The sequence below is a fragment of the Burkholderia sp. AU32262 genome, from assembly GCF_020419985.1.
GTDB classification, from domain to species: domain Bacteria; phylum Pseudomonadota; class Gammaproteobacteria; order Burkholderiales; family Burkholderiaceae; genus Burkholderia; species Burkholderia semiarida.
Map to the genome: position 1 here is coordinate 191,378 of NZ_JAIZRS010000005.1, position 23,128 is coordinate 214,505.

A 23,128-nucleotide genomic window follows, 5' to 3' on the forward strand; every position below is an offset into this window, starting at 1 on the left:
AGACATACCATGACGACCAACAACTACACCGAAACGAACGCCGAAGTGATCGAGAAAGCGCTGTACTGCCTGCAGCATGGCGAACTCGAAAGCGTCGAGAACTGGCTCGATCTACTGCGCGAACGACACTCCAATGAAAAGAGCCCCGCTCCCAAAAGGGCGAGCGGGGCAACACATCAGCGGCCGGAAACGGACAGAAACCTTATGGAGGTTGATCCGGCCGCCGAATGCATTGTTGACACGGGCGACGCCGGTGGCAATGGGACGAGTTCGAAATTGAGCCACGCTGATGCGGTGACGGCAAAACAAGCACTCGCCGCGGGCGCAATCGAGCCGACCGAGCCCCTGTTCAACTCCAGCGGCCACTCACTCACCCTGACAGGCGCTCAGTTGCTCGAAGCACTCGACTTCATTGCGCCGGATCGCGATCGCGACCAGCTCGAAAGCGAATTGACGTTCCAGCGTGGCGACGGACACGCCGGCAGCGGGATGTATTGCTGGCTCACCGAATACCCCGAAGAAGGCGCGTTCTTCATCGACGGCGCCACTGCAGCCCCGGCCGAGGTCGCTCCTACGCCTACGTCTCAGGCAGATGCTCAGCAGGGGATTACCATCATCAACTCGGCATACACGCATTTGCTTGCGTGCACGCGCTGCGGTGCGCCGGCCACGTGGACCGACGAAGAAATACGGCAGCAAAGCCGCGATCGAACGGCTTGACCGAGCGGAGGCCCCCAATAATGGACATGAGCGAACTGCAGCTGCTGCTGCCCGAGTTGCGCCGATTGGTCGCTGCGCTCGAGCAACCGAAGAAGCTCGATGAAACGCTGTGGAACACCGAGCAAATCGCGAAATGGCTCGGCCTGTCGAAAGCCACCGTCGAGCTGCGAGTCGTCACCCGCCAGGATTTTCCCGCCGGCATGCGCCCCGTTGAAAGCCAGCAGGCGCAGCGCCGATGGTTCGCGAGTGACGTACTCGAATGGGGGCGCCGCAACCGGGGCACGCTTCCGACGCCACGGCCCGGACGTCGCAGGAAGCCGCAATAAAACTGAGGGTGCCTAGGCACCCTCTTTTCGTCCGATATCAGCCCGCACGCTTAGCAGATTTGCCGCCACGACGCGGCGTGCGCGTGCGTTTCGCCGGCGCGGCCGCCGCCTTTTCGGTAGTCGGCTCATCTTCATCGTCGTCGCCCTCGTGAACGAGGAACGTGACAAACGCGGGATCATGTTGAACGTTTTGTGCCCGGTGCATCATCTCGTGCACAGCGGCCCACACACTAACATCCCCTGACCGCCGACGAAGGTGAGTACGGTAGAGATCAAGCGCCATACGGTAGCGATCAACCTCCATCAGCCACGGCCGAGTCTCGGTCGGATTGGACGGATATAGCAGCGGCCGCGTTACTTCATTGGCACGTGAATAAAGATCGACCCAGTCCGGCGGTTCGAACAAGTGTTGCGTCCAGTTACCCTGCGCGAAACGAACCGCCCTCGCCGCGGCGCCACGCAATTGAGACTCAGTGGCCCCCTCCGCAACTGACGGCGGTTCAGTCTTATCTTGGACTGGAAACTGGAGCTCAACACCGGCATGACGCCAAACTAAATCCTCGGACTCGACTCCCAAATGAGCTAAAAGCGCAGACAATTTGCGTGACACTTTGGGCGTATCGTCAAGCAAGCTGCGCGGCAATTCGACCGCGAAGCCGCCACGCGGCGGGTTCACGTACTGCTGAAAAATAAATGGGTCTCCGTCGACGGTGATTACGCATTCGTCGAACTGACCCAACTCGTCCTCGCCCGAGCTGAACTCCATCCCGCGCTCTCGAAGGTAAGAGCGCGTCACGTCCACTATCGCCACTTGCTGAAACTGGGCGGGCTTCCAGCCATCAGGGTATCCCGTTACAAATTGCATGAGACCCCCTTTAAATTGTCAGGGCGAGTGCACACGATCCGGGTGAACTCAACCTTCATCTTGCACATTTCAGAACCATCCGACCCCACAAAGGGCTCCACCGCAGCACAAGACTCTAGACTCCAGACCGCCTTTGGTGTTCCCGGTGAATCGCACTCCACGTCTGTTTCGAATTCTATGCCATCTACGCCATCGGGGAGCGGACGCGGAAACGCAGCCACGGACAGCAGCCCATTCCCCTGATGTTTAGGTCGCCCCCAAATTTCGCCGGAATTGATTTGTTTGATCATCGTCTCAAGCGTCTGCGTGGTTCCGTTGCACTCGCGATGGAAAATAGGCATGCCCCGTAATCCTGTATTTTCTTTGTGACAGTCGGTCAGTCCAAGCGTGCCGCCAGCTCCGCGGCCGTCTCATCATAGTAAATCATGAGCGACTGAATATCCCTGTGCCCGATCATTTTCGCGAGCGCAAGCACGTGGAGCTTTCGAGAAAGGCGCGTCGTGGCTTCGTGACGGGAATCGTGGAAATTCAAATCTGCGATCTCGGGCCGCTTCTTCGCGAGCGTCCCGCGCGTGCGCCGCCACATCACATCCATGCTGGTCTGCGCAACCGGGAAACATCGCGGTTCCCCCTTAATTCTCGGCAAACGCTGGATCAATTCAACGGCGCGCGTCGACAGCGGCACATCGCGCGCATCACCGTTCTTCGTCTTAGGCAGCCGCACGAATCGCTTGTCGAGGTGCACGCTCGGCCATGTCATCGATGCCATTTCGATCTGCCTCATGCCAGTCTCGAGGGCGAGCAGGAAAGCCAGCGCCGTGTACTGCTTGACGTTCTTCGGGGGAACCCCATCCCGCAACCCGAGAGCCGTGGCCATCGCGGCCGCCTCGTCGTCCGACACGCGCCGATCGCGTGACGGCGGATTCTTCGGACGCTTCACCTCGTGAACGGGGTTCGTGTGAACCCACTTCCATTCTGTGCGCGCGGCCTCAAATACCGCGGACAGCAGGTTCAAGTCTCGGTTGACGGTCGACGGCTTGACCACCTTGAGCCGCGCATCACGCCACGCCGCGATTTGTTCCGGCTTCACGTTGCGGATCAGGTCGCCCACGAATTCCATCTCTTTGCAAAAAAAATCGAGCCGAGTCTCGTTCCATTCGTGCTTGCCCATCGACGGCGACACTTTCGCCAGATACTCGTCGAATCCATCTCCGAGCGTCTTATTGACCTTCGAATAGGATCGTCTACGACCCGCCTCGATTTCCGCCTCGAGCGCGGTCGCCCAGGCAACGGCCTCCGCCTTTGTGTCGAACGTTCTCGAATCTCGAATACCCGCCTTCGCGACTTCCGCGCGCCACGACGCGCCCCGCTTTCTGTAGCTTGCCATCCTGTGCCCTGGCGTAATTTTGGCGTAAAGGATAGCGGAAATTTGACGGATTTTGGGGAACTCTGGAATCGAACCCGTACCTTTCGCCTGCTCGCAAAGCCCCGCCAGTATTGACTCTGTTGGTAATTGATGGAGTTTGATAGCTGTTGAAGGAATCACTGCCGCTTCCTGTCGGGGGGACCAGACAAGCCGATACCGCCCCGGCTTCGCAAGAAACTTCCCTCAAGCCACAACGACCGTAAACTCCACCCCCGACTCAAAATCCAGCGTCGTGGTCGAAAACCGCGGATCCGCCTCGAGGTAATGCTTGTACGGTCGAACGGCGTCCTCGGCCGTGTACATGTTGTCGGCGAGTACAACCGCCCCCGGCCGTAGCAGGCGCTCGATCTGCTTGAACAGATTCAGATAGGCGTCGGCCCATACGTCGATAAACACCATGTCGACGGCTCCTTCCAGCTCGGCAACCGTCTCGAATACATCGCCCTCCCGCACGTCGACATAGGCATCCAGGCCCGCAGCTTCGACATGAGCCCGCAAACGCGCACACTTGAGCGCATCGCATTCGGTTGCAATGACCACGCCACGGCCCAGCGTGCGCAGCGCATCGGCGAAATACAGCGTCGACACGCCGCAGGAACTGCCGAGCTCGAGGATTCTGCTCGGCCGTTGCGACAGCACCATGTTGCGCAAAAACCTTCCCGTTTCCGCCGACACGGCCAACGATAGAGCACGCCCTCCCGATGACTCGAAATCTTCGGTGAACAGGCCGAACGTCTCGAGAAACCGTCCTCGCAACCTCGGGGCGAGCGCTTCGTATTCGTCGACGAGCGTCGGAAACGCCTCGTTCGGCCCCTGGAACTGCGCGCGTGCGCGGGCGATGATTTCGCTCCGGCTTTCTTCATGAAGCCGTTGCAAAAGAGCGTTGGTGGTCGAAGCCAAGTCCATTCCTTCACGAAGTTGATGACGTAGACGGCGTATCCAGCGACTGCCAGTCCGCCGTCAGGCTCCCTGCGCTGCCGTTCGATCATCGGCGAGCACGAGCGATGCTATGCCCGTCGGGCAAGCGTGATCGCCCGTTCGGGGCACGCCGTCACACAAAGCCCGCATGACCGGCAGGCTTGCGCATTCGGCGTGTACGCGACTTTCATTCCGTGCACGCGCAGCTTCAAGCGATGCATCAGGCCAAGATCGAGATAATCGGTCTGATCGATGCGCCGGACCTCGAACACGTTTTCAGGGCAGACGGTGATGCAATCGCCCTTGCCTTCGCAACGTTTCAGATCGACGACGGGCGCAATCACGCCCGCCTTCTGCTTGCAGTCGGCCGTTGATTTCTCGCGCATGTTCACTCCTCGGTAGGCCGCTTGCCACGCGACCGCCATGCGGCCCGGAATTGCTCGCGTTCTTCGGGCGTCATGGCTTCCCACTTGCGCCAATGACGCCGGCCATGCCAGCCGCGGTGTCCGCGGAATCCGCCGAACAGGATGCGGCTCAAAACGAGCAGGCCCAGCGCATGGGCGAAGTCGATCGTCCGTGCGCCGACGAATAACCCCGGCATCACCCAGTTCCACAGCATCATGACCACCCATCCGAGCACGCCGATGGCGACCACCACGAGCAGCGCCTTGCCCGCACATCTGATTCGAAAATTCATCCGTCGACTCCTCTAGATATCCAGTTCGTCATAAATGGGTTGCAGTCGAGCACGCAGATGCAGGACCGCGTAGCGTTTGCGCGCGAGCAGCGTATTGAGCGTGACGCCGCTCTGCGCGGCCAGCTCCTTGAAGGACAGCCCTTCCAGTTCGTGTGCGATGAAAACCTCGCGCTGATTGGCCGGCAACTCGTCGAGCGCATCCTGCAACGCCTTGAGCAGCAGCGTGCGAGCGTAGAGCGCTTCAGGGCCGGCATCGTGTGCCGGTAGCGCGAGATCCAGGCGATACTCGCTGTCCGCTTCGTCGTCGACATCGAGTAAATCGGTCAGCGGCTGCTCCTTCTTCTTGCGGAAACGATCGATGATGCGGTTGCGCGCGGTACGGAACAGCCACGCGCTCGCCTGTTCGATCGGCGCCGGAAGCCGATAAGCCTGCACGAATTCGTGAAGCACATCCTGCAGAACGTCCTCGGCATCGTCCGGGTCGCGGATCCGGCGCCGAATGAAGTTCCCTAGCCTCGTTCGTTCACGCATCACTGTCGCAGTGATGTCGCGGTCTGGGTCGGTCATCGTTTGCGAAGTGGGTGGCGGTTCCATGCATCTGAAGACGTTTCAGGCGCGCGAATATTGTGGCGAGTGTGAAAAATTTTCGGCTGTACGCATCGGCTTCCCTGCGTGACAGGGGTTTCAAGGAACAGGCCCGATATGACATCAGCCCGTCATTGCACGAATCGTTTGACTCCGCGCACCGACCCAAGTACACTTCGCGCCGCGGGGTGGAGCAGTCTGGCAGCTCGTCGGGCTCATAACCCGAAGGTCGTAGGTTCAAATCCTACCCCCGCAACCAAATACCGAAGCCCGCTTTGCGAAAGCAAGCGGGCTTTTTGCTGTCTGGGGAATATTGCTTGCGCGCGCGGCGCGGTACACGAAGATGGTGCAATCGAGCGCTCGCCACGACGTGCGACACACGATCGCACCTCGCCCGTTCGCCGCGGACATGCACCGAACATTGCGTAGAATTCCGAACCTTCTTCGGTTCAACAGACGGAATTCTCGAATGATTCGAACGATCGCGTCGCTCGCCGCGCTTTCAGCGATGACCGCCGCGGCAAACGCCGCCGACACCGGCTCGGCTCCCGCCAAACAGCGCTACGTCAGCCCCGGCATCGCCAACGTCACGGCTTCGGCAGCCCCGCACCCGGAAAGCACGTCCCCCGACGCCCGCTGCCGGGAACTCGCCGCCGGCATCGACGCGGTCACGCATTCGCCCGACCGCGGCCAGAAGGTCGTGCGAGGAACAGGCCCGGACGGCAAGCCGCGCAACGAACTGCGCGCCTACGACAAACGAGCCGACCTGGAAGCCGAGCACCAGCGCCTCGGCTGCCAGTAACGGGCACACGAACACACGCCTCCTACCCGGCCAACTCACGCCGGGCATCGGCCTTTACGCGTTCGCGCCGCCGTCGATCGTCAGCCCCGTCCCGTTGATCGACCGCCCTTCCGGCCCGACGACGAACGCCACGAGCGCGGCTACGTCGTCGGCCTTGCCGTACTGCTGAATCGCCATCCGCGCACGCTGCGCATCGGCATGCTCGCCGTCGGCCGGATTCATGTCGGTATCGGTCGACCCCGGATGCACGATGTTGACCGTGATGCCGAGCGAGCCGAGATCACGCGCGAGCCCCTGCGTCCAGCCGATCAACGCGGCCTTGCTCGCCGCATAAAGGCTCATCCCGGCATCGGGCACGCGCGTCGCGAGGCAACTGCCGGTCGATACGATGCGCCCGCCCTCCCCGAGATGCCGCGCCGCCGCCTGCGACGCGACGATCACAGCGCGCACGTTCACGTTCAGCGTCGCGTCGATATCGTCGAGCGTGAGGTCGTCCAGCGCGCCGGCCCGGAAAATCCCCGCGTTGTTGACGAGAATGTCGAGGCCGCCCAACGCCTGCGCCGCACGATCGACCGCGTCGCGCACGGCAACCGGATCGGCGCTGTCGGCCTGGATCGCAATGGCCTTGCGGCCCAGTGCCTCGATGCCGGCGACCACGGCCTGCGCCCGTTCGGTGGATTTTTCATACGTGATCGCAACGTCCGCGCCATCGGCCGCCAGCCGTTTCGCGATCGCCGCGCCGATGCCGCGGCTGCCGCCCGTGATGAGTGCACGCTTGCCTTGAAGTCGATTCATGTCGGTTCCTTTCCCAATTTATGTAACGACCGACACAGAATGTGGCACGTTGCACCGCGCAGTCAATTGATTTATTTTATCGATCGATACAGATATCGACGAAGGAACGGACACAATGGCTGAACGAGGCCGACCGAGAAGCTTCGACAAGGAAGCGGCGCTGGATCGCGCGATGGAGGTGTTCTGGCGTCTCGGCTACGAAGGGGCGTCGATGACGGACCTGACGGCCGCGATGGGCATCGCGTCGCCGAGCCTGTATGCGGCCTTCGGCAGCAAGGAAGCGTTGTTCCGGCAAGCGCTCGAGCATTACCGCGCAACCGAGGGGCGGGAAATCTGGGGCGGCGTCGAACGGGCGGCCAGCGCGTACGAGGCCGTGCGCAGCTACCTGATGGATACCGCACGCGTGTTCACGCGGCGCTCGAAGCCGGCCGGCTGCCTGATCGTGCTGTCGGCGCTGCATCCGGCCGAACGTTCCGATATGGTCCGGCAAACGCTGATCGCGATGCGCGAGGGCACGGTGGACGCGCTGCGGGAACGCCTCGTGCAAGGCGTCGCGGCAGGCGAAATATCAACGCACGCGAACCTCGACGCGATCGCCCGCTACTACGTGACGGTTCAGCAAGGCATGTCGATCCAGGCGCGCGACGGCGCGAGCCGCCGCGATCTGGAGGCCGTCGCGCAGGCCGCGCTGGCCGCATGGCCGGCGCTCGTCGGCACGAGCAGCGCGGCCGGTGTATAGATAGCGGCAGGACACCGCCGAAAGAAAGGTTACTGCTTCGCAGCCTGCTGCACGTCCTTTGACGCATGCCACACGCGATAGCGCACGTCGAAGCCGTCCGGCACATAGACGACGAGCGGCATGCGGCTGTTGTAGCGCAGCAGCTGACCGTCGCCGCGCACCTGCACGAACCGTTGCTGCGGCGCCTGGCCCGGGCACGCCATCAACGTCGATGCCGGCCCCTTCACGTCGGTGAGCCGGTAATACGTGTAGCCCCAACCCTTCACATCCTCGGCGGTCAGCTCGCCGCCGAACCAATGCTGGTTGCAGTCGGTCTGCAACGTCTTGCCGATCATCAGCTCGACGCGCGCATCGCCTTCGTTCTCGAGCGCGGGCAGCGCGATCACGGCGCGCTGCTGGCCGGCCGCTGCCTGCGGAAACATCTTGATCGACTCGGCGGATACGGCAGGCGCGGAGGCAGGCGCGGCCACGCAGGCGGCGGCGGTCGTCACGCAGAAGGCGGCCAGCGCGGCCCGGATCGCGAATTTCATCGATGTGCTCCTGAAAAACCAATGAGCCCCGGATGCTAACACTTTCGTCGCAAGACCTTACGGAGCCGTAATTTGGCGACACAATTGCAAACAGCCGGCAATCCCCGAGCGCGGTACTTATAGCGGAATCAACGGAGAACATCATGCTCAAGCTCATTGCTGCCGCCGGCGTCGCTACCCTGCTGGCCGGCTGCGTCGTCGCCCCGGACGCCGGATACGGCTACGGGCAGCCCTACTATTCCGATCCCGGCTATGCGTACGCCCCGTCCCCCGTGTACGGCACGGTCAACATCTGGGGCGGTGGCGGCGGACGCGACTGGGATCGCGGCCGGCGCGACTACCATCGCTGGGACGGCAACCGCGGCAACGGCTGGTGGCGCGGCGGCGGACGCCGTGGCGACTGGAACGAAGGCGGTGGCGGCGGACACGGTCGCGGCGACGGCGGCGGTCATCGCCACTGACGTTCAATTGCAACCGTTTGTATCCACGCACGGCCCGCCGATGGCCGGCGGCGCATTACTCCGGCCACGGAATGGCCACGCAAACGACGAAAGGCCCTCGCATGAAACGAGGGCCTTTCGTCGTCCGGCCCGGCAAAGCCAACGCCGGCGGGCGCCGGCCCGACCGGCCCGGAACCGCGCTCGCGCGCGGCCCGCTTACCAGCCGGCCGGCCGCGCGTAGCCGCCGGACACGGGCGCACCGCACACGTACGCGCGCTGGTAGCGGTCGTAGCAATAGTTCGGGCCGTCGTCCTGGTACTGCGCCTGCTGGTAGGTCGGATAGGCCGGCTGCTGGTATGCGGGCGCCTGGTAGTACGTCGGCGGCTGATAGGCCGGCGCCTGGTACACGGGCGCCTGATACGCGACGGGCGGATTCATCGCGGACGTCACGATCGCGCCGAGCACCGCGCCGCCGATCAATGCGCCGATGACGGCGCCTCCGTCGCGGCCATGCGCGGATGCCGGCCCCGCCACCGCGAGCGAACCGGCGAGGACACACACTGCGGCAATCTTTTTCATGATGGACTCCCACGCGAAGTGGTACTGGATGCGATGCATTGTGGCGGGACGCGGCCGTAATAGATGCAGCAAGTGGTAACGCGCGATTACCGGTATTGCCCACGCCGAAACGCGTCGTCGCCGTGCTACGATTTTCGGCACACAGGAGACGCCTTCATGCAGCCCGAAACCGCCCGCCGTTTCGATACCGAATTCGCGCCGCGCATCGCGCAGGCGATCGCCGCGTTCTTCGCCGACCACGTGCGGGCCGACGTCGTCCCCTATGGCGGGCACGGGCACCCGACGCGCGTGCAGATCCGCAGCGCGCCGCACGAGCACGTGAGCGGCTTCGTGCATCCGCTGAATCTCGAACTGACGTGGGACACCGACGAGATCGAGCGGCTGATGGAACCCGACGGCCCGCAACGCTTCGAGCACTACCTCGCCGCGCTGCCGAGAAAGCTCGGCGCATGGCAAAGCGCGCGCGACATCGATCTCGCGTCGCGCACGCAGGCCGAGCCACTCGTGCGGCTCGGCGGTCTCGACTTCGAAGGCTGAATGCGCGCGCCAGCCGGCCACCTCGCGGCTTGGCGTCGCACGATGCGGCCCGGTGATACACTCGACCGGCCCCGCCCCGGTGCAGCCGCGCCGGCCGGGCCGTTCATCGCCGCCTCCCGCGTACATGGTTGCGCACGCAACCGGCAAGCGGGTGCGCGGACAACCCTGCTCTCGCTCCCGCCATGAACGCCGATACCGGCCTGCCGCTTCCGCAACGCTACTGGGCGATCGTCTGCGTCGCCCTGGGCATCACGCTCGCCGTACTCGACGGCGCCATCGCGAACGTCGCATTGCCGACCATCGCGCGCGACCTGCACGCGTCCGACGCCGCGTCGATCTGGATCGTCAACGCGTACCAGCTCGCGGTCACGATCACGCTGCTGCCGCTCGCGTCGCTCGGCGAGCGCATCGGCTATCGCCGCATCTACATCGCCGGGCTCGCGCTGTTCACCGCGGCGTCGCTCGGCTGCGCGCTGGCCGGCTCGCTGCCGATGCTGGCGGTGATGCGCGTGATCCAGGGGTTCGGCGCGGCCGGCATCATGAGCGTCAACGCGGCGCTCGTGAGGATGATCTACCCGTCGTCGATGCTCGGGCGCGGGCTGTCGATCAACGCGATGGTGGTCGCGCTGTCGTCGGCGATCGGCCCGACGGTCGCGTCCGCGATCCTGTCGTTCGCGTCATGGCCGTGGCTCTTCGCGGTCAACGTGCCGATCGGCATCGCGGCCGTGCTCGGCAGCCTGCGCGCGCTGCCGGCCAACCCGCTGCACGACGCGCCGTACGACTTCCCGAGCGCGCTGATGAACGCGTGCGTGTTCGGCCTCCTGATCACGGCCGTCGACGGGCTCGGTCACGGCGAAGGTCATGCGTACGTCGCGGCGGAACTGGCCATCGCGGGCGTGGTCGGCTACTTCTTCGTGAAGCGTCAGTTGTCGCAGCCGGCGCCACTGCTGCCCGTCGACCTGATGCGCATCCCGATGTTCGCGCTGTCGATCTACACGTCGATGGCGTCGTTCACGTCGCAGATGCTCGCGTTCGTCGCGCTGCCGTTCTGGCTGCAGCATTCGCTCGGCTTCTCGCAGGTCGAGACGGGCCTCTACATGACGCCGTGGCCGCTCGTGATCGTGTTCGCCGCGCCGCTCGCGGGCGTGCTGTCGGACCGCTATTCGGCCGGCATGCTCGGCGGGATCGGGCTTGCGCTGTTTGCAGCCGGGCTGCTGTCGCTCGCGACGATCGGCGCGCACCCGGGCACGGTCGACATCGTGTGGCGGATGGCGCTGTGCGGCGCGGGCTTCGGGCTGTTTCAGTCGCCGAACAACCGCGCGATGCTGTCGTCGGCGCCGCGCGAGCGCAGCGGCGGCGCCGGCGGCATGCTGAGCACCGCCCGCCTGACGGGCCAGACGTTCGGCGCCGCGCTCGTCGCGCTGATTTTCGGGCTCGCGCCCGATCGCGGGCCGACGATCGCACTCTTTGTCGCCACGGTGTTCGCGGCGGTGGCCGCGGTGGTCAGCCTGCTGCGCATCGCGTCGCCGCCGCCGGACCCGGCGGCCTGACACCGTCGCGCGCCGCACCCGCGGCGGGTGTCAAGCGGCGTCGAGCGTATCCATCACGAAGCGCACGCGCGCCTTCACGCTCGCGCGCGGCAATTCGATCAGCCGATAGCCGTACGACGTATAGCAATCGACCATCGCGTCATGGGTCCGCACCGCTTCCGCGAAATCCTGCCGGCGCTCGGTATCCTGCGCATAGATGTCGGGCCACGGCGGCGCGATGAACACGCGCCGGTGATAACGAAAACGCCGCGCCGCCGCTTCCGCGTGCGCGGGTACCGCCAATCCGGTCAGCTTCAGATAGCCGATCACGTCCGGCACGCCGCGGTCGAAGAACACCGGCCCGCGCGCGTGCCGCGCGAGATGGTAGGACCGCATCTCCCAGCTCAGCATCAACTCGGCGAACGCAGCCGGGTCGCGCCACGGCAGCGCCGGACCGTCGACGGCCATCTGGTCGCGGATCACGCCGCGCCCGGCTTCCTGCGAACGTGCGAACCCGGCGCGTTCGAGCGCATCGAGCAACGTGCTCTTGCCCGAACCCGGGCCGCCCGTCACGACGAAGAAGCGGCCGGTTGCGTCGTCAGCTTCTTCGTCGTCACTCGCCGCACGCTGCGCGAACTCACGCATGCGCGGCCCGCTGGCCCGCGCGCCGCGTGACCGACGCCGCCGCCGCGACACTGCGCAGGTCGGCGACGAACGTGTCGCGCCAGACCGACAGGTCGTTCTCGCGCAGCCGCGCGAGGTTCTCCTCGTGACGCGCCTGCCGCTCCGCGAGCGGCATCGACAGCGCGCGTTCGAGCGCCTCGGCCATCTGCGACAGATCGTACGGATTGACGAGCAGCGCGCCGGTCAGCTCGGCCGCCGCGCCCGCGAACTCCGACAGCACGAGCACGCCCGGATCGGCCGGATCCTGCGACGCGACGTATTCCTTCGCGACGAGATTCATCCCGTCGCGCAGCGGCGTCACGTAGCCGACCTGCGACATCCGGAAGAACGCCATCAGCAGGTTGCGCTCGTACTTGCGGTTCAGATACTGGATCGGCGTCCAGTCGAGCTGCGAGAAGCGGCCGTTGATGCGGCCGGCCTCGCCTTCCAGCGTCTCGCGGATCTGCTGGTAGGTCTGCACGTCGGAACGCGTCGGCGGCGCGATCTGCAGCAGCGACACGCGCCCTTGCCAGCCCGGCGCATTCGCGAGCATCCGCTCGAACGACTGGAAGCGTTCGACGAGCCCCTTCGAATAATCGAGGCGATCGACGCTCATCACCAGCTTGCGGTCGCCCAGCGCCTCGCGCAGCATCTTCACCGGCTTGCGAGCGCCGTACTGGATGGCCGCCTGCGCGATCGCGTCGGGATGCACGCCGATCGGATAGGCCGCGACCTTCACGACGCGGCCGTGCGCATGCAGCATCCCGTCGTCGCTCGCCGCGCCGATGCCGCGCCGCTCGATGTAGTCGGTGAAGGCCTGCTTGTCGGCCTCGGTCTGGAAGCCCGCGACATCGTACGCGCACATGAACTTGACGAGTTCCTCGTGCGGCGGCACGAGGCGCAGCACGTCGGGCGACGGAAACGGGATATGCAGGAAGAAGCCGATCGGGTTCTTCACGCCGAGCTCGCGCAGGCAGTGCGCGAACGGCAGCAGGTGGTAGTCGTGCACCCAGATCAGGTCATCCGGGCGCAACAGCGCGGCGAGCTGCTTCGCGAGCATCGCGTTCACGCGCAGGTAGCCGGCGTACTCCTGCCGGTCGAAGCGCGCGAGATCGCCGCGGTAATGGAACACCGGCCACAGCGTCGCGTTCGAGAAGCCGCGGTAGTACTGGTCGTAGTCGCGCCGGGTCAGGCCGACCGTCGCGTAGGTCACGTTGCCGTCCCGCTGGATCGCGGGCTCGGCGTCCGGCGCACCGACGATCTCGCCGTTCCAGCCGAACCAGACGCCCCCCGTTTCCCGCAGCGCGTCCATCACGCCGACGGCCAGGCCGCCCGCGCTCGGGCGCGTGTCCTCGCCGGCGGCGACACGATTCGATACCACGATCAATCTGCTCATGCGATTTCCCCTCCTCGATTCGATTGGCTGACGCGCGACGCGCGCCAAAGCAGGCGCGGCGGCCCGAAGGCGGCCGCGCGGCGACTCAGTTCCGAGAATTGCAATGAAATACGGCGCTGGAATGCGGCGACGACCGTATCAAGCGTCCTGCTCCTGACCGAGGTCGCGTTGATAGTCGAGCCCTTCCGGGCGAGCACCACCCTGGTTGTGGTCGCCGTCCGACGGCGCCTCGTCCGGCGCGCCCGCGGGCGGGGCCGATGGCGCGTCGGTCCGCGGACGCGGGCGGTCTTCCGGATGGCCGGCCGCCGCGTCGGGTGGCCGGTGTGACAACCGTTTCGAACGGCGCATGGCTGGGTGTCTCATATGCGGCGCGGCTCGAGGCCGTCGTAGAAACATTCCATAACAAAACAGTCTAGGTCGCGCGATCGCATCCGAAGGTAACAATTACCTTCAATTTGTAACGTTTCGACCCCTCGTCGTTCATCTATTCGACAATAACGCCGCCCGCGCGCACGCGGCCCGCCGCACGGCGATTTGTCAAAGCTTTGCAGTTTTCCCATGACAATTGCGAAACAATGACGCGGCATCAGGAGCGTGCGTGCGTCGCCGCTCACCCAGACAGGACTTGCACTCAGGGATGAACATTCGCTTCGAATCGCCGCGCCGGGCCACGCCGGCGCGCGTCGTGCTGGCCGTGATCGCCGCGGCCGCACTGCTGTCCGGCTGCAATTCGCTGTACAGCGAAGGCGCGACGGCCGGCGCCGGTATCGCGGGCGCCGCGATCGCCTCCAAGGTCACCAACAACGCCGCCGTCGCCACCGGCATCGGCCTCGGCGCCGTCGCCGGCGCACGGGCGGGCGTCCAGTACACGCAACGCGTCGCGCACCGCTACACGCAGGAACAGATCGCGAAGGCGGCCGGCCCGCTCGACGTCGGCGGCGTCGCGCCGTGGTCGACGCACCATTCGTTCCCGATCGAGGACGACGAGCAGGGCCGCGTGACGGTCAGCCGGATGATCAGCGTCGGCCCGCTCGACTGCAAGGAAATCGTGTTCGCGGTCGATACGCCGGCGAAGGCCGACAAGCCCGCGCAATCGGCGTTCTACGTCGCCACCATCTGCCGCGACGGCCCCGTGTGGAAATGGGCGTCGGCGGAACCGGCGACCGAGCGCTGGGGCGCGCTGCAATGAGCGTGGCGATCCGTATCGCGGCGATCGGCGCGCTGTGCGCGGCGACGCTCGCGCTGTCGGGCTGCGGCTCGGTCGGCGCGGCGAGCGGTGCGCTGGCCGGCGCGGCGACGGGGCTCGTCACCGCGAACCCGGCGGTCGGCGTGGGCGTCGGGATTGCCGTGCAGGCCGCGACCGACGAAGCCGTCAACCGCACGATGAAGCAGCTTCATCAGAACCAGCAGGACGCGATCGCGAAGACAGCCGGCAGCCTCGCCGTCGGCGAAGTGAAGCCGTGGAAGGTGAAGAACACGCTGCCGCTGGAAAACGGCGAAGGCGAAGTGCGCGTCACGCGCGCGTACTCGTCGGCGCTCGCGCTGTGCAAGGAATTCGCGTTCTCGGTGAAGGACGGCGACAAGGCCGACTGGTATTTCGCGAATGCGTGCCAGCAAGGCACGCACTGGAAGTGGGCGTCGGCGGAACCGGCAGTCGATCGGTGGGGGAACTTGCAGTAACGGTGCGATGCGCCGCGCATCATGCGTGGCGCCTGGGATTCTGCGATGCGTAGTTACACCGAGCTCCCCGATCGCATCAGGACTCGACGTCCTCGAGGCTGAAGATCTCGGTCTGGTCGTTGTACGAGAAGATCTCGCCGTAACGCCCCCAGTCGATCACCGCGTCGAGCGTTTCCTCGGCCGCGCCGTCCGACAGGAAATCCTCGAGCTCCTGCTCGAAGCGCACGCGCGGCGCGCGATGGCCCGGGCGCTCGTTCAGCACCTTCTTGATCCGCGCGGCGAGCGGCACGTGCTTCAGCAAGTGATCGGCAAACATCAGCTTGCGTTCCTGCGTGCCGAACTCCGCGAACACGCGCCCCGGCGGCGTCAGGAACACGTCGCCTTCGCGCACGTCCGCGAAGCCGAGGTACTGCAGTACTTCCGCGATCGGGAACAGGTCGTCGACCTCGAGGTGTAGCGTGCGCGCGATTTCCGGCATGTCCGCGCGGCCGTGGTACGGCGCCATCGCGAGCGTCTCGATCAGGCCGGCCATCAGGTTGGTCGACACCTGCGGCAGCCAGCTGCCGAGCTCGAGCCCCTTCTTCGTCGCCTCGCCGGTCTGGCGGGCCGTCATCTTCGCGTAGATGTCGTCGACGAGCTTGCGGAACGCCGGATCCAGACGATTGCGCGGGTGCTTGAACGGCACCTTGATCTCCGCGATCACGCGGCCCGGGTTCGACGACAGCACGAGAATGCGGTCGCACATGAACACCGCTTCCTCGATGTTGTGCGTGACGATCAGCACCGACTTGATCGGCATGCGGCCTTGCGTCCACAGATCGAGCAAATCGGTACGCAGCGTCTCGGCGGTCAGCACGTCGAGCGCGGAGAACGGCTCGTCCATCAGCAGGATCGTCGGGTCGACGACGAGCGCGCGCGCGAAGCCCACGCGCTGACGCATGCCGCCCGACAACTCGCGCGGGTACGCGTTCTCGAAGCCGTCGAGACCGATCAGGTCGATCGCCGCGAGCGCACGCTCGCGCCGCTCGCGCGCGCCGACGCCGAGCGCCTCCAGCCCGGCTTCCACGTTCTGCAGCACGGTGAGCCACGGGAACAGCGCGAAGGTCTGGAACACCATCGCGACACCCTCGGCCGGCCCGCGCAGCGGCTTGCCGAGGTACGTCACTTCGCCGCCGGTCGGCTCGATCAGCCCGGCGATGATGCGCAGCAGTGTCGACTTGCCCGAACCCGACCGGCCGAGCAGCCCGACGATCTCGCCTTCGCGCAGCGACAGGTTCGCGTCGTCGAGCACGAGCAGTTCACCCTGCGTCTTGTTGAAACCGCGGCAGACGTGCTCGACGCGCAGGATTTCTTCACCGGGGCGCGGCGGCTGGGACGTCTGGACGGGGGCGTTTACAGCATTCGGATTGTGCATCGCGTTTCGCTCTCAATCGGTCTCAGTCGAGCCGCAGCTTCGCTTCGGCGAAGGCATACAGCGGGCGCCACAGCAGGCGGTTGAACAGGGTGACGAACAGGGACATCACGGCGATGCCCAGGATGATCTTCGGAAAATCGCCGGCGGCGGTGGTCTGCGCGATGTAGGCGCCGAGGCCGTGCGCCTCGATCCGGGTGCTGCCCCACTGCACGGCTTCGGACACGATGCTCGCGTTCCACGCGCCACCCGATGCGGTGATCGCGCCCGTCACGTAGTACGGGAAGATGCCGGGCAGGATCGCCTGGCGCCACCACTGCCAGCCGCGGATGCGGAAGTTGGTCGCCGCTTCGCGATAGTCGTTCGGGTAGGACGTCGCACCGGCGATCACGTTGAACAGGATATACCACTGCGTGCCGAGCACGATCAGCGGCGACAGCCAGATGTCCGCGTTCAGGTGGAAGCGCGCGATCACGATCACGAACACCGGGAACAGCAGGTTCGCCGGGAACGCGGCGAGGAACTGCGCGAGCGGCTGCAGCTTCTCGGCCAGCTTCGGGCGCAGCCCGACCCACACGCCGATCGGCACCCAGATCACCGACGCGATCGAGATCAGCACGACCACGCGCAGCAGCGTGATGAGCCCGAGCACGACCACGTGGCCGACTTCGGCCATCGTCACGCCGGTGGCGACGAAGCTGACGACGCGCCACACGATATAGGCGGTGCCGATCAGCACGAGCCCGGCCCACGCGATGTCGACCGTGCGCGACGCCTTCTTCTCGACTTTCGGCAGCGTGAAGCGCATCGCGCCCGACAGCGGCAGGCGCAGCGGAATCCGCGCGGCCTTCGCGAAGAACCAGCCGGCCGGCACGAGCAGCTGATGAATCAGCCGCGTGCGGCGCACGAGGTCCAGCAGCCACGATTGCGGCGCATCGCCCGACGCGGTGTTCTCCATCCGGAACTTGTCGGCCCACGCGATGAGCGGGCGGAACAGGAACTGGTCGTACGCGAGGATCACGACCGTCATCGTCAGGATCACCCAGCCGATCGCGCCGAAGTTCTTGTCCGAGATCGCCTGCGCGAGATACGCGCCGATGCCCGGCAGCGTGATCGTCTGGTTGCCGACGGTGATCGCCTCGGACGCGACGACGAAGAACCAGCCGCCCGACATCGACATCATCATGTTCCAGATCAGGCCCGGCATCGAGAACGGCACCTCGAGCTTCCAGAAGCGCCGCCAGGACGTCAGGTGGAAGCCGCGCGACACTTCGTCCAGATCGCGCGGCACCGTGCGCAGCGACTGGTAGAAGCTGAACGTCATGTTCCACGCCTGGCTCGTGAAGATCGCGAAGATCGCGGCCAGCTCGGCGCCGAGCACGCGGCTCGGGAACAGCGCGAGGAAGAACGTGACCGTAAACGAAATGAAGCCGAGCACCGGCACCGACTGCAGGATGTCGAGGATCGGGATCAGCACCATGCCCGCGCGGCGGCTCTTGGCCGCGAGCGTGCCGTAGACGAGCGTGAACGCGAGCGACGCGACCATCGCGGCGAGCATCCGCAGCGTGGTGCGCAGCGCGTATTCGGGCAGGTTCGACGGATCGAGCGAGATCTTCTGCGTCTGCAGCACGCCGATCGGCGCCATCGTTTCGTGGAAGCCGACCACCGCCATCGCGATCAGGCAGATGATCAGCGGAAAGGCGATGAAGTCCCACCGATTCGGCAGCACACGCCACGCGGATGCGTTGGCGGTCCGGTTCGGATTGAAGAATCCGACGTTCATCAGGCGCCCTCCCCGGTAAGGCCGAACGAAGCCGGCAGTCGATGTTGATTCATGGCAAAGCGCACGGGCGCGGTAATTCGATTGACTGGCGATTTCGCGCGCGCGGCGCGCCGTGCGCGCACACGCGGCCGCGGCCGGTCGAGCCGGGCCGCGACGGCACGACACTACACCAACCTGTATTTCAGGCACAACCGTCCGGGACGGCGCGGGCAGCGCAGGGATCGTGCCCGGCGCATGGGCGGATGGCGGGCGCGCGGTACGGAACGGCCCGGCCGCGATCCTGCGGCCGGCACGCAGGCCCGAATTATGCCGTGATCCGGCCCGGCCGTGAACCCGCCACCCGCATGCGGCCGCAAACCCTGTGCGGCATCAGCAGCCGGATACGGCGAAGCAGGTATGATCGGGGCTAGCCCCCGGGTCCGGTTCGGCCGTGTCGCGGCAATGCGCACGGCCCTCTGTCAACAGGCCACGGGGATCGACCGACGAGCGGGAGGAAGGGAATGGCAGGAAACTTGGTGATCGTCTGTCGCGATCAGGATGCCGACGCGTTCTATGAACTGATGCAGGAGTACGGGTCGTTCCAGACGCGGCTGTCGTCCACGGCATGGTACCTGAACATGAACGTCGTGCCGGAATCGCTGCAGGAGGAAATCCTGGAGCGCCTCGGCCGGTATACGACCGTCTATATCTTCGAGGCCACCACGGTGACCTACAACACGATCGACAGCAATGCGGCCGAGACGCTCGGCACGCTGTTCGGCGAATGAAGCCGCGCGGCGCCTGCCCGGCCGGGCAGGCGCCGCAGCCGCTCATGCGGCTTGTTCGTGAGGTTCGTCCTTCGGCACGGCCTCGAACGGGAACGTCATCGACACACGCAGGCCGCCTTCGGGGCGATTGCCGATGTCGCATGCGCCACCCAGCCTGAGCACGAGCCGCTCGACGATCGCGAGCCCGAGCCCGCTGTGGCCGTTGCCGCCGCGCGCGGGATCGAGCCGCACGAACGGCCGCGTGGCGGCCGCGAGGTCGCGCGGCGCGATGCCGCCGCCGCTGTCGCTGACCGACAGCACGTAGCCGGCCGGCGTGCGCGCCGTCTCGACGAATACGGGCGGTGCACCGTACGCATGCGCGTTGTCCAGCAGGTTCGACAGGATTCGGTCGAGCGTCGCCGTCGGCAGCCGGAAGCCGGGATCGGCTTCCAGCCGCGTCTGGACCGTCGGCGCGTTCGGCGCGACCGCACGATAGCTGCGCGCGATCCGCTCGCAGGCCTGATCGACCGGCACCGGCTCGCTGCGGTCGGCCCCGCCGTGTGCGAATACCAGGAACTGGTCGACGATGTGCGACATCGAGTCGACGTCGCGCACGACGCCGTCGCGCAGCCGCGCGTCGTCCATCATTTCGGCCCGCAGGCGCATCCGCGCGAGCGGCGTGCGCAGGTCGTGCGCGACGCCGGCCAGCATCACCGCGCGATCGCTCTCGGCCTGCGACACCTGCTCCACCATCTGATTGAAGCCGCGCGTGAGCTGGCGCAGCTCGCGCGGGCCGCGTTCGCGCAGCGGCGGCACCGGCTGCCCGCGGCCGAAACGCGCGACCGCGCGCGCGAGCGAGCGCAGCGGCTGCTGCAACTGCCAGGCGGCGAACAGCGCGGCGATCACGCCGGCCGAGAAGATCGTGCCGAGCCACAGCAGCATCCGGTCGAGCGAGCGCGGCGGCCGCAGCGGCTGCACGGGCACCACGATCCAGTTGCGGTCGGCCGGCTCCTTCACCCACAGCACCGGCGGATGGCCGGGCGCGCCGATCTCGACCTGCGTGCCGGGCGGCATGCGCTCGCTCACGTCGTCGCGAAACCGCTTCAGCGGCGGCGGCAGCCCCGAATCGCCGCCTTTCGGCACGTCGGCGCTGTCAGGCGACACGAGCCTCACGCGCGACGGCAGCGGCTGGTCGGGCGTGCGCGCGACGTGCTGGCGCACCGCATCGACGAGGAACGCGGCCTCCTCGACCGCATAACGCGTCTGCATCTGGTTGCGCTCGAGCCGCATCGCGAAGAACCATGCGAAGTGCGACAGCAGCAGGACGCCGACGACGAGCAGCGCCAGCCGCCCGAACAGTGAATCAATGGGTTTGCGCATGGGCCTCGCCGTCGGGCACGAACACGTAGCCGCGCCCGCGGACCGTCTGGATGAAGCGCGGCGTCGACGGATCCGTTTCGAGGATGCGGCGCAGGCGCCATACCTGGACGTCGATGCCGCGGTCGGTGCCGTCGTACTCGGGCCCATGCAGCAGCTCGAGCAGCCGCTCGCGCGTGAGCGTGCGCAGCGCATGGTTCACGAAGATCTTCAGCAGCGCGAATTCGCTGCTCGACAGCGTGGCCGGCTTGCCGTCGACCGACAGCGTGCGCGCCTGGAAATCGAGCAGGAAGCGGCCGAACGCGAACGGCTCGCGCTGCTCGGGGGCGGCGGCCGACGGCGTCGCGCGGCGGCGGCGCAGCACGGCCTGCACGCGCGCGAGCAGCTCGCGCGGGTTGAACGGCTTGCCGAGGTAGTCGTCCGCGCCGAGCTCGAGCCCGACGATGCGGTCGACGTCGTCCGCCCGCGCGGTCAGCATGATCACGGGGATGTCGTCGCCGGCCGCGCGCAACTGGCGCAGCGCGGTCAGGCCGTCCACGCCCGGCATCATCAGGTCCAGCACGATCAGGTCGGGCCGCTCGCGCTCGAGGCGCTTCTCGAGCGTCGCCGCGTCGTGCAGCACGGACACTTCCATCCCCTGGCGCACGAGATAGTCGCGCAGCAGGTCTCGGAGTTCTTGGTCGTCGTCGACGATGAGGATCTGGGTAGTCATGGCTCGAAGTTTACCGCGCGAGGGTGGAGTCGAAGAACGAAACAAAGGGACGAAAGGGTTACTGCGGGTTACCGCGCAAGGGAACTGTAATGCACGGTAACCCGGCCGCCACCCCGCGTAACACCCGCCGGGGCCTGCATCGCTAACCTGCGTCTTACCGGATGCGGTACCCGGCTTTCCCGGCACCGCATCGTCGGACCCTTTGGATTCAAGGAGTTTCTGAAATGTATAAGAAGACTTCCCGCGTGGCCATCGCGGCCGCCGCCTTGCTCGCTCTCGCATTCGGCACCGCGCATGCCGCGCAGCCCAACGACATGCCGCCGCCGGGCGGCCCCGGCATGCACCGGATGCACGGCGAGCATGAAGGCGGCCCGTTCGGCGCGATCATGAAACTGCACGACCAGCTGAAGCTCAATGCGTCGCAAGAGCAGCAATGGCAAGCGGCCGTCAACACGATGAAGCAGAACCGTGACGCGATGCGCAAGAGCCACGAGCAGATGCGCGAGCAGTTCAAGGCGCAGCAGAACCAGCCGATCCTCGACCTGAGCGCGATGCATTCGGCGCGCCAGCAGGCGGAGGCGCAGAACGCGCAACTGCGCGAGCAGACGTCCGCCGCATGGCTCACGTTCTACAACGGGCTGAACGACCAGCAGAAGACGATGGTCAGCACGGCGCTCAAGCAGCAGTTCGCGAACATGGAGCAGCGCCACGAGAAGATGAAGGCGCGCTGGGAGCAGCATCGCGCGGCCGCCAAGGGCGCGTCGGCGCCGGCGCAGTAAGCAGGCGGGCCGCGTTGCGCAGCGGCGCCGAAGGGGACGCAGGCACCGGCCTGCGTCCCCTTTTTCGTTTCAGGCGACGTCGAACAGCAGCACCTCGGCCAGCCGGCCGCGCGCGAACGCCACCGCGTCCGCCCCGCCGATCCGCGCGCCGTCGCCGGCCGCCAGCGCGCGGCCGTTGACCTCGACCTCGCCGCGCGCCACGTGCACGTAGATGCTGCGCCCGGCCGGCACGTCGAACGCCGTCGTCTCGTCGCCGTCGATCAGCCCCGCGAAGATGCGCGCGTCCGCCCGCATCGACAGCGCGCCGTCGCCGCCGTCGGGCGCCGCGACGAGCCTCAACCGGCCGCGCTTCTCGTCGTCGGCGAAACGCCGCGCCTCGTAATCGGGCCGCCCGCCCCGCCCGGCCGGCTGCAGCCAGATCTGCAACAGGTGCAGCGGCCGGTCGCGCGACGCGTTGGTTTCGCTGTGCACGAGCCCCGTGCCGGCGCTCATCCGCTGGATTCCGCCGGTTCGAACGATCGCGCCACAGCCGAGGCTGTCGCGGTGCGCAAGCACGCCATCCAGTACGTAAGTGACGATCTCCACGTCGCGGCGCGGCTGCATCCCGAAACCGCGCGTCGGCGCGATCAGGTCCTCGCTCAGCACGCACAACGCGCCGACGGGCGGACGCACCGGCGCGGGCTCATGCCCGGTGCGGCAGGCGGATGAAAAGCTGTGACTCGATTCGAGCCAGCCGTGGCGCGTGTGCCAGCGGTCTTCGGCGCGCAGGATCTGGAACATGGAGGTGGACGCTCGGGGGCGCAGGTGTTCTGTTCGGGTTTACCTCCACTGTAGGGGGACGCCGAACGCGCCACAATCCGCCGCCAATGCACCTCATTGTTGCAAGCACGCCACCAATTGCCCGAATATTCGTTGCGAATGCCACGACTGCCGCAACAGCCGAATCGAGGAATCGGTCGATCGCGCCGGATTGCCGTTTTCCGGGTATCGCGTTCGGGTAAAATACCGCCCTTTTGGCGTTCGCCCTCGAGGCGGCCGCCCACGCCAGAGCGCCTATCGGCGATTTTTGGCCGTCTAGAATACGCCGCGGCGC

At 66.2% G+C, this 23,128-nt stretch carries 28 protein-coding genes and 1 tRNA gene; 12 read left to right on the forward strand and 17 right to left on the reverse strand.

Translation table 11 applies throughout. The features are described from left to right. The first annotated feature begins 9 nt into the window (after positions 1-9). The gene (locus LGN10_RS07830) at positions 10-720 is read left to right on the forward strand and encodes a hypothetical protein (RefSeq protein WP_226222625.1); all 711 of its coding nucleotides are present in this window, start codon (positions 10-12) and stop codon (positions 718-720) included. 26 nt (positions 721-746) lie between these two features. Further along, a complete protein-coding gene (locus LGN10_RS07835; RefSeq protein ID WP_226222627.1) occupies positions 747-1,046 on the forward strand; it encodes a hypothetical protein in 300 nt (99 codons plus the stop codon). A gap of 37 nt (positions 1,047-1,083) precedes the next feature. On the opposite strand, the gene LGN10_RS07840 is transcribed toward LGN10_RS07835, so the two are convergent. The 6 genes from LGN10_RS07840 to LGN10_RS07865 all read right to left on the reverse strand — a co-directional run bounded on the left by LGN10_RS07840 (position 1,084) and on the right by LGN10_RS07865 (position 5,546). Then, a complete protein-coding gene (locus tag LGN10_RS07840; protein ID WP_226222628.1) occupies positions 1,084-1,812 on the reverse strand; it encodes a hypothetical protein in 729 nt (242 codons plus the stop codon). 475 nt (positions 1,813-2,287) lie between these two features. After that, positions 2,288-3,457 carry a tyrosine-type recombinase/integrase gene (locus LGN10_RS07845; protein ID WP_226222630.1) on the reverse strand — a complete coding sequence of 390 codons (1,170 nt, stop codon included), beginning with the start codon at positions 3,455-3,457 and terminating at the stop codon, positions 2,288-2,290. A gap of 63 nt (positions 3,458-3,520) precedes the next feature. After that, positions 3,521-4,243, reverse strand: coding sequence for an O-methyltransferase (locus LGN10_RS07850; RefSeq protein ID WP_413227139.1), 723 nt, complete (start codon positions 4,241-4,243; stop codon positions 3,521-3,523). 101 nt (positions 4,244-4,344) lie between these two features. Continuing rightward, positions 4,345-4,641 carry a 4Fe-4S dicluster domain-containing protein gene (locus LGN10_RS07855; RefSeq protein WP_226222782.1) on the reverse strand — a complete coding sequence of 99 codons (297 nt, stop codon included), beginning with the start codon at positions 4,639-4,641 and terminating at the stop codon, positions 4,345-4,347. Positions 4,642-4,643: 2 nt separating this feature from the next. Beyond that, entirely contained in the window at positions 4,644-4,952 is a 309-nt protein-coding gene (locus LGN10_RS07860; protein ID WP_059576549.1) for a hypothetical protein, read from the reverse strand. Between the two features lie 12 nt (positions 4,953-4,964). After that, complete coding sequence (locus LGN10_RS07865; protein WP_226222634.1) at positions 4,965-5,546, reverse strand: RNA polymerase sigma factor; 582 nt, start codon at positions 5,544-5,546, stop codon at positions 4,965-4,967. A 173-nt stretch (positions 5,547-5,719) separates the two neighbouring features. Between LGN10_RS07865 and LGN10_RS07870 the strand changes: the two genes are divergently transcribed. Both LGN10_RS07870 and LGN10_RS07875 read left to right on the forward strand, forming a co-directional pair. Continuing rightward, positions 5,720-5,796, forward strand: a tRNA-Met gene (locus LGN10_RS07870). Between the two features lie 210 nt (positions 5,797-6,006). After that, the gene (locus LGN10_RS07875; protein WP_226222636.1) at positions 6,007-6,339 is read left to right on the forward strand and encodes a hypothetical protein; all 333 of its coding nucleotides are present in this window, start codon (positions 6,007-6,009) and stop codon (positions 6,337-6,339) included. Positions 6,340-6,393: 54 nt separating this feature from the next. Here the strand turns inward: LGN10_RS07875 and LGN10_RS07880 are convergent, their stop codons facing one another. Further along, positions 6,394-7,134, reverse strand: coding sequence for an SDR family NAD(P)-dependent oxidoreductase (locus tag LGN10_RS07880; RefSeq protein WP_226222638.1), 741 nt, complete (start codon positions 7,132-7,134; stop codon positions 6,394-6,396). A 115-nt stretch (positions 7,135-7,249) separates the two neighbouring features. Here LGN10_RS07880 and LGN10_RS07885 point away from each other — a divergent pair, with 115 nt between their 5' ends. Further along, on the forward strand, positions 7,250-7,873 hold the full coding sequence (locus LGN10_RS07885; protein ID WP_089465039.1) for a TetR/AcrR family transcriptional regulator: 624 nt from the start codon (positions 7,250-7,252) through the stop codon (positions 7,871-7,873). 29 nt (positions 7,874-7,902) lie between these two features. Here LGN10_RS07885 and eco read toward each other — a convergent pair whose 3' ends face one another. After that, positions 7,903-8,403 carry a serine protease inhibitor ecotin gene (eco, locus tag LGN10_RS07890; protein WP_226222649.1) on the reverse strand — a complete coding sequence of 167 codons (501 nt, stop codon included), beginning with the start codon at positions 8,401-8,403 and terminating at the stop codon, positions 7,903-7,905. 143 nt (positions 8,404-8,546) lie between these two features. Here eco and LGN10_RS07895 point away from each other — a divergent pair, with 143 nt between their 5' ends. Further along, positions 8,547-8,864 carry a hypothetical protein gene (locus LGN10_RS07895; RefSeq protein ID WP_226222651.1) on the forward strand — a complete coding sequence of 106 codons (318 nt, stop codon included), beginning with the start codon at positions 8,547-8,549 and terminating at the stop codon, positions 8,862-8,864. Between the two features lie 195 nt (positions 8,865-9,059). On the opposite strand, the gene LGN10_RS07900 is transcribed toward LGN10_RS07895, so the two are convergent. After that, positions 9,060-9,461 carry a hypothetical protein gene (locus LGN10_RS07900; protein ID WP_099316704.1) on the reverse strand — a complete coding sequence of 134 codons (402 nt, stop codon included), beginning with the start codon at positions 9,459-9,461 and terminating at the stop codon, positions 9,060-9,062. Positions 9,462-9,578: 117 nt separating this feature from the next. Here LGN10_RS07900 and LGN10_RS07905 point away from each other — a divergent pair, with 117 nt between their 5' ends. Both LGN10_RS07905 and LGN10_RS07910 read left to right on the forward strand, forming a co-directional pair. After that, complete coding sequence (locus LGN10_RS07905; protein WP_059576572.1) at positions 9,579-9,959, forward strand: DUF5594 family protein; 381 nt, start codon at positions 9,579-9,581, stop codon at positions 9,957-9,959. Between the two features lie 182 nt (positions 9,960-10,141). After that, positions 10,142-11,509 (forward strand): MFS transporter, encoded by a 1,368-nt coding sequence (locus LGN10_RS07910; protein WP_060311943.1) that lies wholly within the window; start codon positions 10,142-10,144, stop codon positions 11,507-11,509. Positions 11,510-11,539: 30 nt separating this feature from the next. Here LGN10_RS07910 and LGN10_RS07915 read toward each other — a convergent pair whose 3' ends face one another. The 3 genes from LGN10_RS07915 to LGN10_RS07925 form a co-directional block, all read right to left on the reverse strand. Beyond that, entirely contained in the window at positions 11,540-12,133 is a 594-nt protein-coding gene (locus tag LGN10_RS07915; protein WP_099316945.1) for an AAA family ATPase, read from the reverse strand. Further along, positions 12,126-13,547 carry an alpha,alpha-trehalose-phosphate synthase (UDP-forming) gene (gene otsA, locus LGN10_RS07920; protein ID WP_060311941.1) on the reverse strand — a complete coding sequence of 474 codons (1,422 nt, stop codon included), beginning with the start codon at positions 13,545-13,547 and terminating at the stop codon, positions 12,126-12,128. The genes LGN10_RS07915 and otsA overlap by 8 nt, the downstream gene beginning before the upstream one ends. A 138-nt stretch (positions 13,548-13,685) precedes the next feature. Further along, positions 13,686-13,895 carry a hypothetical protein gene (locus LGN10_RS07925; RefSeq protein ID WP_081083214.1) on the reverse strand — a complete coding sequence of 70 codons (210 nt, stop codon included), beginning with the start codon at positions 13,893-13,895 and terminating at the stop codon, positions 13,686-13,688. A gap of 289 nt (positions 13,896-14,184) precedes the next feature. Here LGN10_RS07925 and LGN10_RS07930 point away from each other — a divergent pair, with 289 nt between their 5' ends. Together LGN10_RS07930 and LGN10_RS07935 are read left to right on the forward strand one after the other, a co-directional pair. After that, positions 14,185-14,736 (forward strand): hypothetical protein, encoded by a 552-nt coding sequence (locus tag LGN10_RS07930; RefSeq protein ID WP_059646366.1) that lies wholly within the window; start codon positions 14,185-14,187, stop codon positions 14,734-14,736. Next, positions 14,733-15,227 (forward strand): hypothetical protein, encoded by a 495-nt coding sequence (locus LGN10_RS07935; RefSeq protein ID WP_059576585.1) that lies wholly within the window; start codon positions 14,733-14,735, stop codon positions 15,225-15,227. The genes LGN10_RS07930 and LGN10_RS07935 overlap by 4 nt, the downstream gene beginning before the upstream one ends. Before the next feature lie 76 nt (positions 15,228-15,303). Here the strand turns inward: LGN10_RS07935 and LGN10_RS07940 are convergent, their stop codons facing one another. Then, positions 15,304-16,641 carry an AAA-associated domain-containing protein gene (locus LGN10_RS07940; protein ID WP_059576606.1) on the reverse strand — a complete coding sequence of 446 codons (1,338 nt, stop codon included), beginning with the start codon at positions 16,639-16,641 and terminating at the stop codon, positions 15,304-15,306. 22 nt (positions 16,642-16,663) lie between these two features. Next, positions 16,664-18,421: an ABC transporter permease gene (locus tag LGN10_RS07945; protein WP_226222654.1), complete on the reverse strand. Its 1,758-nt coding sequence runs from the start codon at positions 18,419-18,421 to the stop codon at positions 16,664-16,666. A 500-nt stretch (positions 18,422-18,921) separates the two neighbouring features. Between LGN10_RS07945 and LGN10_RS07950 the strand changes: the two genes are divergently transcribed. Then, a complete protein-coding gene (locus tag LGN10_RS07950) occupies positions 18,922-19,188 on the forward strand; it encodes a hypothetical protein (protein ID WP_011545926.1) in 267 nt (88 codons plus the stop codon). A 42-nt stretch (positions 19,189-19,230) separates the two neighbouring features. On the opposite strand, the gene LGN10_RS07955 is transcribed toward LGN10_RS07950, so the two are convergent. After that, positions 19,231-20,547, reverse strand: a complete 1,317-nt coding sequence (locus LGN10_RS07955) for an ATP-binding protein (protein WP_059576612.1) — start codon at positions 20,545-20,547, stop codon at positions 19,231-19,233. Continuing rightward, positions 20,531-21,256 carry a response regulator gene (locus tag LGN10_RS07960; RefSeq protein ID WP_006493394.1) on the reverse strand — a complete coding sequence of 242 codons (726 nt, stop codon included), beginning with the start codon at positions 21,254-21,256 and terminating at the stop codon, positions 20,531-20,533. Before LGN10_RS07960 ends, LGN10_RS07955 begins: the two co-directional genes overlap by 17 nt. A 224-nt stretch (positions 21,257-21,480) precedes the next feature. Between LGN10_RS07960 and LGN10_RS07965 the strand changes: the two genes are divergently transcribed. Next, positions 21,481-22,035, forward strand: a complete 555-nt coding sequence (locus LGN10_RS07965; protein ID WP_059576616.1) for a periplasmic heavy metal sensor — start codon at positions 21,481-21,483, stop codon at positions 22,033-22,035. 69 nt (positions 22,036-22,104) lie between these two features. Here the strand turns inward: LGN10_RS07965 and LGN10_RS07970 are convergent, their stop codons facing one another. Beyond that, positions 22,105-22,815: a pirin family protein gene (locus tag LGN10_RS07970; RefSeq protein WP_226222656.1), complete on the reverse strand. Its 711-nt coding sequence runs from the start codon at positions 22,813-22,815 to the stop codon at positions 22,105-22,107. Positions 22,816-23,128 lie beyond the last annotated feature (313 nt).

What these genes read in the sequence shown, in the direction of transcription:
- LGN10_RS07880 (WP_226222638.1), bottom strand. Translation starts at nt 7,134, where the DNA reads ATGAATCGACTTCAAGGCAAGCGTGCACTCATCACGGGCGGCAGCCGC.
- LGN10_RS07910 (WP_060311943.1), top strand. Translation starts at nt 10,142, where the DNA reads ATGAACGCCGATACCGGCCTGCCGCTTCCGCAACGCTACTGGGCGATC.
- LGN10_RS07970 (WP_226222656.1), bottom strand. Translation starts at nt 22,815, where the DNA reads ATGTTCCAGATCCTGCGCGCCGAAGACCGCTGGCACACGCGCCACGGC.
- otsA (WP_060311941.1), bottom strand. Translation starts at nt 13,547, where the DNA reads ATGAGCAGATTGATCGTGGTATCGAATCGTGTCGCCGCCGGCGAGGAC.
- LGN10_RS07940 (WP_059576606.1), bottom strand. Translation starts at nt 16,641, where the DNA reads ATGCACAATCCGAATGCTGTAAACGCCCCCGTCCAGACGTCCCAGCCG.
- LGN10_RS07935 (WP_059576585.1), top strand. Translation starts at nt 14,733, where the DNA reads ATGAGCGTGGCGATCCGTATCGCGGCGATCGGCGCGCTGTGCGCGGCG.
- LGN10_RS07830 (WP_226222625.1), top strand. Translation starts at nt 10, where the DNA reads ATGACGACCAACAACTACACCGAAACGAACGCCGAAGTGATCGAGAAA.
- LGN10_RS07840 (WP_226222628.1), bottom strand. Translation starts at nt 1,812, where the DNA reads ATGGAGTTCAGCTCGGGCGAGGACGAGTTGGGTCAGTTCGACGAATGC.
- LGN10_RS07860 (WP_059576549.1), bottom strand. Translation starts at nt 4,952, where the DNA reads ATGAATTTTCGAATCAGATGTGCGGGCAAGGCGCTGCTCGTGGTGGTC.
- LGN10_RS07930 (WP_059646366.1), top strand. Translation starts at nt 14,185, where the DNA reads ATGAACATTCGCTTCGAATCGCCGCGCCGGGCCACGCCGGCGCGCGTC.
- LGN10_RS07875 (WP_226222636.1), top strand. Translation starts at nt 6,007, where the DNA reads ATGATTCGAACGATCGCGTCGCTCGCCGCGCTTTCAGCGATGACCGCC.
- LGN10_RS07835 (WP_226222627.1), top strand. Translation starts at nt 747, where the DNA reads ATGAGCGAACTGCAGCTGCTGCTGCCCGAGTTGCGCCGATTGGTCGCT.
- LGN10_RS07915 (WP_099316945.1), bottom strand. Translation starts at nt 12,133, where the DNA reads ATGCGTGAGTTCGCGCAGCGTGCGGCGAGTGACGACGAAGAAGCTGAC.
- LGN10_RS07905 (WP_059576572.1), top strand. Translation starts at nt 9,579, where the DNA reads ATGCAGCCCGAAACCGCCCGCCGTTTCGATACCGAATTCGCGCCGCGC.
- LGN10_RS07885 (WP_089465039.1), top strand. Translation starts at nt 7,250, where the DNA reads ATGGCTGAACGAGGCCGACCGAGAAGCTTCGACAAGGAAGCGGCGCTG.
- LGN10_RS07945 (WP_226222654.1), bottom strand. Translation starts at nt 18,421, where the DNA reads ATGAACGTCGGATTCTTCAATCCGAACCGGACCGCCAACGCATCCGCG.
- LGN10_RS07950 (WP_011545926.1), top strand. Translation starts at nt 18,922, where the DNA reads ATGGCAGGAAACTTGGTGATCGTCTGTCGCGATCAGGATGCCGACGCG.
- LGN10_RS07895 (WP_226222651.1), top strand. Translation starts at nt 8,547, where the DNA reads ATGCTCAAGCTCATTGCTGCCGCCGGCGTCGCTACCCTGCTGGCCGGC.
- LGN10_RS07850 (WP_413227139.1), bottom strand. Translation starts at nt 4,243, where the DNA reads ATGGACTTGGCTTCGACCACCAACGCTCTTTTGCAACGGCTTCATGAA.
- LGN10_RS07865 (WP_226222634.1), bottom strand. Translation starts at nt 5,546, where the DNA reads ATGGAACCGCCACCCACTTCGCAAACGATGACCGACCCAGACCGCGAC.
- LGN10_RS07855 (WP_226222782.1), bottom strand. Translation starts at nt 4,641, where the DNA reads ATGCGCGAGAAATCAACGGCCGACTGCAAGCAGAAGGCGGGCGTGATT.
- LGN10_RS07960 (WP_006493394.1), bottom strand. Translation starts at nt 21,256, where the DNA reads ATGACTACCCAGATCCTCATCGTCGACGACGACCAAGAACTCCGAGAC.
- LGN10_RS07925 (WP_081083214.1), bottom strand. Translation starts at nt 13,895, where the DNA reads ATGCGCCGTTCGAAACGGTTGTCACACCGGCCACCCGACGCGGCGGCC.
- LGN10_RS07965 (WP_059576616.1), top strand. Translation starts at nt 21,481, where the DNA reads ATGTATAAGAAGACTTCCCGCGTGGCCATCGCGGCCGCCGCCTTGCTC.
- LGN10_RS07955 (WP_059576612.1), bottom strand. Translation starts at nt 20,547, where the DNA reads ATGCGCAAACCCATTGATTCACTGTTCGGGCGGCTGGCGCTGCTCGTC.
- eco (WP_226222649.1), bottom strand. Translation starts at nt 8,403, where the DNA reads ATGAAATTCGCGATCCGGGCCGCGCTGGCCGCCTTCTGCGTGACGACC.
- LGN10_RS07900 (WP_099316704.1), bottom strand. Translation starts at nt 9,461, where the DNA reads ATGCATCGCATCCAGTACCACTTCGCGTGGGAGTCCATCATGAAAAAG.